6 protein-coding genes are annotated in these 8618 nt (G+C 36.1%); 4 read left to right on the top strand and 2 right to left on the bottom strand.

Translation table 11 applies throughout. The features are described from left to right. Positions 1 to 118 precede the first annotated feature (118 nt). Together AC4PRO_RS10770 and AC4PRO_RS10765 are read right to left on the bottom strand one after the other, a co-directional pair. Entirely contained in the window at positions 119 to 919 is an 801-nt protein-coding gene (locus AC4PRO_RS10770) for a TIGR00266 family protein (protein ID WP_492117341.1), read from the bottom strand. A 519-nt stretch (positions 920 to 1438) separates the two neighbouring features. After that, positions 1439 to 2731: an aminopeptidase P family protein gene (locus AC4PRO_RS10765; protein ID WP_074720698.1), complete on the bottom strand. Its 1293-nt coding sequence runs from the start codon at positions 2729 to 2731 to the stop codon at positions 1439 to 1441. Between the two features lie 481 nt (positions 2732 to 3212). Here AC4PRO_RS10765 and AC4PRO_RS10760 point away from each other — a divergent pair, with 481 nt between their 5' ends. From AC4PRO_RS10760 to AC4PRO_RS10745, 4 genes are all read left to right on the top strand, one after another. Further along, complete coding sequence (locus AC4PRO_RS10760) at positions 3213 to 4694, top strand: helix-turn-helix domain-containing protein (RefSeq protein WP_074720700.1); 1482 nt, start codon at positions 3213 to 3215, stop codon at positions 4692 to 4694. Between the two features lie 333 nt (positions 4695 to 5027). Continuing rightward, complete coding sequence (locus AC4PRO_RS10755; protein WP_492117340.1) at positions 5028 to 5693, top strand: succinate dehydrogenase cytochrome b subunit; 666 nt, start codon at positions 5028 to 5030, stop codon at positions 5691 to 5693. 12 nt (positions 5694 to 5705) lie between these two features. Beyond that, on the top strand, positions 5706 to 7706 hold the full coding sequence (locus tag AC4PRO_RS10750) for a fumarate reductase/succinate dehydrogenase flavoprotein subunit (RefSeq protein ID WP_074720704.1): 2001 nt from the start codon (positions 5706 to 5708) through the stop codon (positions 7704 to 7706). 83 nt (positions 7707 to 7789) lie between these two features. Continuing rightward, complete coding sequence (locus tag AC4PRO_RS10745) at positions 7790 to 8536, top strand: succinate dehydrogenase/fumarate reductase iron-sulfur subunit (protein ID WP_074720706.1); 747 nt, start codon at positions 7790 to 7792, stop codon at positions 8534 to 8536. Positions 8537 to 8618: the final 82 nt, after the last annotated feature.

Here is an 8618-nt window from a genome sequence, read left to right as displayed (position 1 = left end):
GAGTCTTGCATTTGGTATAATTTGGAAACACAAATATCAAGATTTTAATATTTCCCCACAACATTTTGTCTTGATCCATGACAAGTTTTTGACGAAAATCGTCTAGGATTCGTATACTTTAAAATCGATTATCTCCATCCAATAAATTTCCTAATCCGCCCAATAGGCTTCCTTCATCACGACTGTTTCCACCCGCTTTTGGTGCTGAAGCGATGATTCTATCTGCGAGTCTGCTGAAAGGTAGGGATTGTACATACACCGTTCCAGGGCCACGAAGGGTAGCGTAGAATAAACCTTCTCCTCCAAAAATCGAGTTCTTGATTCCGCCAATGAATTCGATGTCATAATCTACCTCTTTAGTGAATCCTATGATGCAGCCCGTATCCACTTTTAGGATTTCGCCTGCTCTTAGTTCTTTTTTGGCCATGGTTCCTCCAGAATGTACAAATGCCATTCCGTCGCCTTCTATTTTTTGCATGATGAATCCTTCACCGCCAAAGAATCCGCGACCTAGTTTTTTAGAGAATTCAATTCCAACAGATACGCCTTTGGCAGCGCAAAGAAACGAGCTTTTTTGACAGATGAATTTTCCTTGAAATTCAGTTAAATCGATAGGAAGGATTTTTCCGGGGTAAGGAGAAGCAAATGATACTTTTCCTTTTGAATTAGCTTGATTGATGAAGGCTGTCATAAATAAGCTTTCGCCCGTAAGAACTCTTTTACCGGCGTTTAATAGTTGGCCGAAGATTCCTGATTTTTGTTCTGAACCATCTCCAAAAATTGTTTCCATATGGATGTTGTTGTCCATCATCATAAAACTTCCTGCTTCGGCAATGACGATTTCTTGCGGATCTAGTTCGATTTCTACATATTGCATTTCTTCGCCAAATATCTGGTAATCGATTTCGTGTGCTGTCATAATTTTGATTTTTAGAAGATGATTTGTTTTTTTTAAACACATAGAGACATAGATTTTTGAAGTGTTTTAAAAGCGTTTTACTTTTTAAAGAAAAACATAATTATGGGCTTCTTAATAGTGTTAGATTAAAATACTCTTTTGTCTATGTTTCGTTGTGTTTTAGTTTTATTCAATGACTGATTAACGTCATTTATTTTAATAGGACGTCAACAGTATAATAAAGTTACGTTTTTAAGATTGTTTTAGGATTTGTTATGGAATTTTTATGTGTTGTCATTGTGTGCGCAAGGGATAGCAGCGAAAAGCCCACAGTCTCGTCTTTTAGGACGAGACGAGGACTTGTAGCGAATAGCCCGGCCTAGCTGGAGTTTACGGAAGCGGGGATGCGCCCAAAAGATTGGAAAAATGTTTAATTAGGATGTGTCATCTTTTAATTGAAGATTGAGTTTGTTCCATAAAAAAACGGTTCACATTGCTGTAAACCGTATTTATTCTTTTTTATTTGCTCTGTTTTCTTACTTAAGAATTCATCAAGCTTTCAATTTCATCCACTTCAATAGGAATGTTGCGCATCAAGTTGAATGGCTCCCCACTTTCTTGAATTACGACATCATCCTCAAGACGAATACCGAAACCTTCCGCAGGAATATAAATGCCAGGTTCTACGGTGAAAACCATATTAGCTTGCATAGGCTCTGTCAAAATTCCGTAATCGTGTGTGTCTAATCCCATGTGGTGTGATGTTCCGTGCATGAAATATTTTTTGTAAGCAGGCCAGTCTGGATTTTCATTTTGTACATCGGCTTTGTCAATTAGCCCTAAACCAAGTAGTTCTGAAGTCATTAATTTTCCTACTTCAATATGGTATTGTTTCCAGAGTGTTCCTGGAAGTAGCATTTTGGTCGCTTCGTTTTTAACTCGTAAAACGGCATTGTAAACCGCTTTTTGTCGGTCGTTGTATTTTCCTGAAACTGGAATAGTACGGGTCATATCGCTGGAATAATTTGCGTACTCTGCACCAGCATCAATCAAAATCAAATCACCGGCTTTACATTGCTGGTTGTTTTCGATATAATGCAATACATTAGCATTGTTTCCTGAACCAATAATTGGCGTGTAAGCAAAACCTTTGGAACGATTACGAACGAATTCATGAATAAACTCAGCTTCGATTTCGTATTCCATCATATTTGGTTTCACGAAAGATAGCACTCTACGGAATCCTTTTTCGGTGATGTTACAAGCTTGTTGAATCAAGTCAATTTCTTCACTTTCTTTTACGGAACGAATGCGTTGCAAAATGGGGTTGCTTTTTGCAACGGTGTGCGCTGGATATTTCTCTTTCCACCATTTTACAAAACGGGCTTCACGGGTTTCTGTTTCTACAGTTGCTCTGTAATGTTCATTGGTATTGATGTAAATCGTATCAGAATGTGTCATTAATTCAAACAATACTTTTTCGAATTCTTGTAGCCAATACACGGTTTTAATTCCAGAAACGGCTAGAGCACGTTCTTTAGTCAGTTTTTCGCCTTCCCAAACCGCAATATGATCATTGGTTTCTTTTAGGAATAACATTTCTCTTTGATGCTCATAAGGAGCGTCTGGAAATAGAAGTAAGATGCTTTCTTCCTGATCCACGCCGCTTAAATAAAAGATGTCACGGTGTTGTGCAAATGGCATCGTACTGTCAGCACTTATCGGATAAATATCATTAGAGTTAAAAACGGCAACGCTTTTAGGCTTCATTTGAGCCATAAATTTGGAACGGTTTTTTATAAATAAGTCACGGTCAATTTGATGGTATTTCATGTTCTTTCTATTTAATCTTTATAATTACTCAAAAATACTAAGATTAAATTGTTTCTGGTTACGAATTCAATAATTTTATGTAAAAAACAACTAATACGCATTGGCTCAATGAGTAGGTTTTTATATCGATGTGTTATCAGGTTAGTAAAGAATCGTTTTACTTAGAACTACTTTGTTTCTGTAGCATCTTTGATTGTAGTTGGATTTGATGTTCTGGGAGTAGCGGTGTTTTGGGCTGTATTAAAATAAGATATTTCGATAAAATTTTTAGAGTTAAATAGTTTTAAATGAATATGTTAAAAAAAACAGGTTTGGAAAACAAGTGAACGTTCGAGAAAGGGATGAAAAGCTTTTTTTATGTCTTTTTTGTTTTTTAGCGTATCTTTGAAAAAATGAAAGGAACGTAAGGGAAAAGCAATGTTCTTTTCGATGTTTTTTTTGGAATTAAATGCTCCTTTGAAAGAATAAATAGAATCTTGATATGATTGTAGAAAAAGAATATATAAAATTGATTTTTGGGCTTAAACTCAAACAAGCGCGCACAAATAAGAATTTATCGTTATTTGGCTTAGCCAAAATCACCGATCTTTCAAAATCGTATTTAAACGAAATTGAAAAAGGCAAGAAATATCCGAAGACAGATAAGATAATTCTTTTAGCAGAAAAGTTGGATGTTTCATACGACAATATGGTCTCGTTGAAATTAGATAATAATCTGGCTCCCATCGGAGAAATCTTAAAATCAGGGATTCTAAAAGAAATTCCATTGGATATTTTCGGAATTCAGGAAAACGACCTCATTGATATCATTGCTAATGCTCCGGCAAAAGTAAATGCCTTTATTAGTACAATTATCGAGATTGCACAGCACTATAATTTAACTAGGGAGAGTTTTTTCCTAGCGGCCTTACGTTCTTACCAAGAAGCGCATAATAATTATTTTGAGGATTTAGAACAGAAAGTATTGGATTTCTCAAAAGCATTTCAAATAAATATTGATACTAAAATTTCGATTGAAGATTTGACGGCTGTATTGACGGAAGAATATGGCTATAAAATTCAGGAAATTGTTTTTTCAGAGCAAGAGGAGTTGGGAGATTTGCGGTCTATATATGTTCCAAAAAGCAAAACCTTGTTGCTTTCCTTAGATATTGATGAACAGCAAAAGGCGTTTATTCTGGCTAAAGAGATCGCTTACAACTATTTGGAAATAACTGAGCGTTTGTTCACGTTCAGTTGGATTAAATTTGATAATTTTGATCAGGTTTTGAATAATTTTTATGCTTCGTATTTTGCCGGTGCGCTGTTAATACCTAGAAAACAGCTGGTAACCGAATTGAATTTGTTCTTGGCTAAAACAGATCCTAAGCCGCAGGAAATGATTGAATTGATGGGTAAGTTCAATGTTTCTCCGGAATCTTTCTACCAACGTTTAACCAATATTTTGCCTAAGGACTTCCAGTTAAAAAATATATTTTTCCTTCGCTTGTCTCATAAGAGAGGAGCAGATACCTATCAGATTAAAAAGGAACTACACATCACTAATCAGCAGGAGCCACATGCCAACGAGATGAATGAACATTATTGCCGAAGATGGATTTCTGTCAAAACAATCGTGCAATCCATGGAGCAGAATAATAGTCACTATTTTGATGCTCAAATTTCGCGCTATGAAAATAGCGGCAACGAGTTTTTGGTTTTCTCATCGGCGACAGAAGATCCGTTCAAAAAAGATTGTTTGAGAAGTATATCAGTAGGTATTTTGATTACTGCAAGCATGAAGAAGAAATTCAAATTCATCGATAATAAGTCTATCCAAAAACAAATCGTCGGAGTGACTTGTGAAACCTGTGCTGTAAAAAACTGTGAAGTAAGGGCTTCTGCTCCAATTCAATTGGAACTCAAAACCCGAAATGAAAATACAGATCTAATTGTTCAAAAATACATGGCTAAATTTAGTTGATTGCCTTAAAGAAGGTATAAAGCCGGTTTCACGGTACTATTTATCCCTAGTAGTTAATGAAATAGTCTTAGATTTTTTGGGGATTGAACTAAATGAAATTCAGGAATAAATTGAATAACACTATTTTTGTTATATTCTAAGGTCTAAAAGAGACTATAAACGGGAATATTTATAGTTTAATATATTGAAAAACAGTATGTAATGGTTTTTTAGACGGGTAAAATCTATAAAAAAAATACACTTTAAAATCATTATAAATAAGAGCGAAAAGGTTGTAGTTGAGGGCAATTTGCTCTATTTTTGTGTTATTCTTAAAACAAATTATTAAATCTTATGACACAATCTGCATTATTGAAGTCGTCAATAGCTAAAAAAGTGGCTATGGCGCTTTCAGGACTCTTTCTGATGTTGTTTCTAGCACAGCACTTTTTTATTAATATGACTTCGGTGTTTAGTCCGGACACATTCAATTCCATTTCTCATTTTATGGGAAATAATCCTTTAGTACAATTTGTAATTCAGCCAATTTTAATAGTAGGAGTGATTTTTCACTTTATTATGGGGTTTGTTTTAGATTTCAAAAATAGAAGCGCAAGACCAATTGCTTATGCAAAAAACAATGGTGCTGCAAACTCTTCTTGGGCATCTAGAAACATGATTATTACAGGTTCAGTTATTTTGGCTTTTTTAGGTTTACACTTTTATGATTTCTGGGTACCAGAAATGGTTTATAAATATGTAGCTTTTAATCCATTGGATGAAACAAGATATTTTCATGAATTAGTAGAGAAGTTTGAAAGTCCAGTGCGTACAGCATTGTATTGTATTTCATTTGTATTGTTAGCACTGCACTTGAATCACGGATTCAGTTCTTCTTTCCAATCGGTTGGTTTCAATAATAAATATTCTAAAGGATTGAAAAATTTCGGATTAGCGTTCGCTTTTGTAATTCCTTTCGGTTTTATTTTTATTGCATTATTTCATCATTTCAATCATTAATATTAAATTATAATGGCATTAGACTCAAAAATTCCAAATGGTCCAATTTCGGATAAATGGACAGATTATAAAGATCATATTAATTTAGTAAATCCGGCTAACAAACGTAACTTAGATGTTATCATTGTTGGAACAGGATTAGCTGGAGGTTCTGCTGCTGCAACATTAGCAGAGTTAGGATATAACGTAAAAGCTTTTTGTTTTCAAGATTCACCACGTCGTGCGCACTCTATTGCAGCACAAGGAGGAATCAATGCGGCAAAAAATTATCAAGGAGATGGGGATTCTGTTTTCAGATTATTTTATGACACAGTAAAAGGAGGGGATTATCGCTCTCGTGAAGCAAACGTTCATCGTTTGGCTGAAGTTTCTACTAATATTATTGACCAGTGCGTAGCTCAGGGTGTGCCTTTTGCACGTGAATATGGAGGCTTACTAGACAACCGTTCTTTTGGAGGAACGTTAGTGTCGCGTACGTTTTATGCTAAAGGACAAACAGGACAACAATTGTTGCTAGGTGCTTATTCAGCAATGAATCGCCAAATAGGACGTGGTAAAATAACAATGCACAGCCGTCACGAAATGCTAGATCTAGTAATCGTGGATGGAAAAGCAAGAGGAATTATCGCTCGTAATTTAGTTACTGGTGAAATTGAAAGACATTCAGCTCACGCGGTAGTTATTGCTTCTGGAGGATACGGAAACGTTTTCTTTTTGTCTACCAATGCGATGGGATCTAATGCTACTGCAGCTTGGAAAATACATAAAAAAGGAGCCTTTTTTGCGAACCCTTGTTATACACAAATTCACCCAACATGTATTCCAGTTTCTGGAGATCATCAGGCAAAATTAACGTTGATGTCTGAGTCTTTAAGAAATGATGGTCGTATATGGGTACCAGCAAAACTAGAAGATGCTAAAGCGATTCGTGAAGGGAAATTAAAACCAACTCAAATTGTTGAAGCTGATAGAGATTATTATCTAGAAAGAAGATATCCTGCATTTGGGAATCTTGTTCCTCGTGATGTAGCTTCTCGTGCTTCCAAAGAAAGATGCGATGCTGGTTTTGGAGTGAATAAAACAGGTGAAGCTGTTTACTTAGATTTTGCTGCGGCAATTCAACGTTACGGAAAAGAACAAGCACACATAAAAGGCTTAGATGGAAATGATGCTGAAGTAATTGTCAAATTAGGTACTGATGTAGTTGCCAATAAATACGGTAACTTATTTCAGATGTACGAGAAGATTGTAGATGAAAATCCATATGCGACTCCTATGATGATTTATCCTGCAGTCCATTATACAATGGGTGGAACTTGGGTTGATTATAACTTACAAACTACTATTCCAGGATGTTTCTCTATTGGGGAATCAAACTTTTCTGATCACGGTGCAAATCGTTTAGGTGCCTCTGCTTTAATGCAAGGATTAGCTGATGGATATTTTGTATTGCCTTATACTATCGGAGATTATTTATCACCAGATATTAAAATGGGACCAATCTCTACTGACTCGCCAGAATTTGCTGCTGCCGAAAAAGGAGTGAAAGAGCAGATCGAAAAATTCATGAACAATAACGGAACACAATCTGTTGACCACTTCCATAGAAGATTGGGTAAAATTATGTGGGACAAAGTTGGAATGGCTAGAAATGCTAAAGGTCTTAATGAAGCTATCACAGAAATCGCTGCTTTACGTGAAGAGTTTTACAAGGATGTTAGAGTTCCAGGAACTGACAAAGGATTCAACCAAGAATTAGAAAAGGCGACTCGTGTTGCTGATTTCTTAGAATTAGGAGAATTGTTCGCTAAAGATGCTTTACATCGTAATGAATCTTGTGGAGGTCACTTCCGTGAGGAATATCAATCTGCTGATGGTGAAGCACAGCGTGATGACGAGAATTTTGCATATGTAGCCGCATGGGAATACAAGGGGAAACCAAGTGATGCCGTTTTACATAAAGAAGACTTAATTTTCGATAATGTTAAATTGGTAACTCGTAGTTATAAATAGTAATTTGTCGAAAGTTAAAAGTTAAGAGTCACAATAAAATTGGACTTTTGACCTTCGACTTAAAGACTTTCAAATTTAAAAAGATGAAACTTACATTAAAAATATGGCGTCAGAAAAACGCCCAAGATAAAGGAGCAATGGTTGATTATCAAATCGACGGAATTGAGCCAGATATGTCTTTCCTCGAAATGCTTGACGTCTTTAATCAAGACTTGATGGGCAAAGGGGGAGAACCAGTAGCGTTTGACCACGATTGTCGCGAAGGAATTTGCGGAATGTGTTCTTTGTATATCAATGGTGAAGCGCACGGTCCAGATAGAAAAGTAACCACTTGTCAATTGCACATGCGTATGTTCAATGATGGCGATACTATCACTATTGAGCCATTTCGTGCAGGGGCTTTCCCAGTAGTAAAAGATTTAGTTGTTGACAGAAGTGCTTTTGATAGAATCCAACATGCAGGTGGATTTATATCTGTTAACACTTCAGGAAATACTATCGATGCAAATACAATTCCAGTTAATAAGCAAGATGCAGATGATGCGTTCGATGCAGCTACTTGTATAGGTTGTGGTGCTTGTGTTGCCACTTGTAAAAACTCATCGGCTATGTTGTTCGTAGCGGCCAAAGTATCTCAATATGCTTTGTTGCCTCAAGGACGTATTGAAGCAACGGATCGTGTATTAAACATGGTGCACCAGATGGATGCTGAAGGTTTTGGTAACTGTACTAACACCGGAGCTTGTGAGGTGGAATGTCCTAAAGGAATTTCTTTAGAGAACATCGCACGTATGAACAGAGAGTATATGTCAGCAAGTATGAAAGGATAATACTATTTGTCATTCTGACGTAAGGAAGAATCTAAAAACGCATTCATTTATTTGGATGCGTTTTTTGTTTTGGGGTGCCCTA

The sequence above is a fragment of the Flavobacterium sp. DW-iso2 genome (genome assembly GCF_058725285.1).
The sequence above is the reverse complement of the archived record's forward strand: the minus strand, read 5'-3'. Positions and strand labels throughout refer to the sequence as shown.

Coding starts and splice junctions, on each gene's coding strand:
- AC4PRO_RS10770 (WP_492117341.1), bottom strand. CDS start 919: ATGACAGCACACGAAATCGATTACCAGATATTTGGCGAAGAAATGCAA.
- AC4PRO_RS10765 (WP_074720698.1), bottom strand. CDS start 2,731: ATGAAATACCATCAAATTGACCGTGACTTATTTATAAAAAACCGTTCC.
- AC4PRO_RS10760 (WP_074720700.1), top strand. CDS start 3,213: ATGATTGTAGAAAAAGAATATATAAAATTGATTTTTGGGCTTAAACTC.
- AC4PRO_RS10755 (WP_492117340.1), top strand. CDS start 5,028: ATGACACAATCTGCATTATTGAAGTCGTCAATAGCTAAAAAAGTGGCT.
- AC4PRO_RS10750 (WP_074720704.1), top strand. CDS start 5,706: ATGGCATTAGACTCAAAAATTCCAAATGGTCCAATTTCGGATAAATGG.
- AC4PRO_RS10745 (WP_074720706.1), top strand. CDS start 7,790: ATGAAACTTACATTAAAAATATGGCGTCAGAAAAACGCCCAAGATAAA.